1 protein-coding gene is annotated in these 928 nt (G+C 76.2%); it reads left to right on the top strand.

What is annotated here, in order from left to right; all coding sequences use genetic code 11:
- A partial coding sequence (locus AN218_RS29290; RefSeq protein ID WP_079132708.1) for a bifunctional 3'-5' exonuclease/DNA polymerase occupies window positions 1–928 on the top strand: 928 nt, incomplete at both ends.

Genomic DNA, 928 nt, shown 5'->3' with positions numbered 1-928 from the left:
GTCGCTGCCCGCGGCGTGGGCGCGGCTGCACGGACTGCCCGTGCCGCCGGACGCCCCCGCCTTCTCGCGCGGTGCGGAGGCGGAGCCGTCGCTGTTCGACGCCGGGCCGCCGCCGCTGCCGGAGGGCGTCGACCCGATGACGGCGCTGCTGGAGGTCTACGCGGCGCAGTCGGCGCGTACGAAGGCGGCCGAACACCCCGAGCGGATGCGGCTGTTGCTGGCCGGGGAGTCGGCGGGGACGCTCGTCGCGGTGGAGATGGGGCGTACGGGCGTGCCGTGGCGTGCCGACGTGCACCGCGGACTGCTGGAGGAGCTGCTCGGCGAGCGGTACGGGGGCAGCGGACTGCCGCGGCGGCTGGCGGAGTTGGAGGAGGAGATCTCGGCGGCGTTCGGGCCGGGGGTGCGGGTGCGGCCGGATCTGCCGGCGGAGGTGCTGCGGGCGTTCGCACGGGCGGGCGTGCAGCTCTCCTCGACGCGGGCGTGGGAGCTGAAGCGCGTCGAACACCCGGCGGTCGAACCGCTGTTGCGCTACAAGAAGCTGTACCGGCTGTGGACGGCGCACGGCTGGTCGTGGCTGCGTTCCTGGGTGCGGGAGGGCCGGTTCCGCGCGGAGTACGTGCCGGGCGGCGCGGCCTCGGGCCGCTGGACGACCAACGGCGGCGGCGCGCTGCAGATCCCGAAGGTCGTACGGCGCGCGGTCGTCGCCGATCCGGGCTGGCGGCTGGTGGTCGCCGACGCCGGGCAGATGGAGCCCCGGGTGCTCGCCGCGGTCTCGCGCGATCCGGGGCTGATGGCGGTCGCGGGCAGCGGCGAGGACCTCTACACGGCGCTGTCGCAGCGGGCGTTCGGCGGTGACCGGGCGCGGGCCAAACTCGCGCTGCTGGGCGCGGTGTACGGGCAGACCAGCGGCGACGGGCTGCGGTATCTG

It is taken from the genome of Streptomyces nanshensis (assembly GCF_001751255.1).
GTDB classification, from domain to species: domain Bacteria; phylum Actinomycetota; class Actinomycetes; order Streptomycetales; family Streptomycetaceae; genus Streptomyces; species Streptomyces nanshensis_A.
This window is presented reverse-complemented; position numbering and strand designations above follow the sequence as displayed.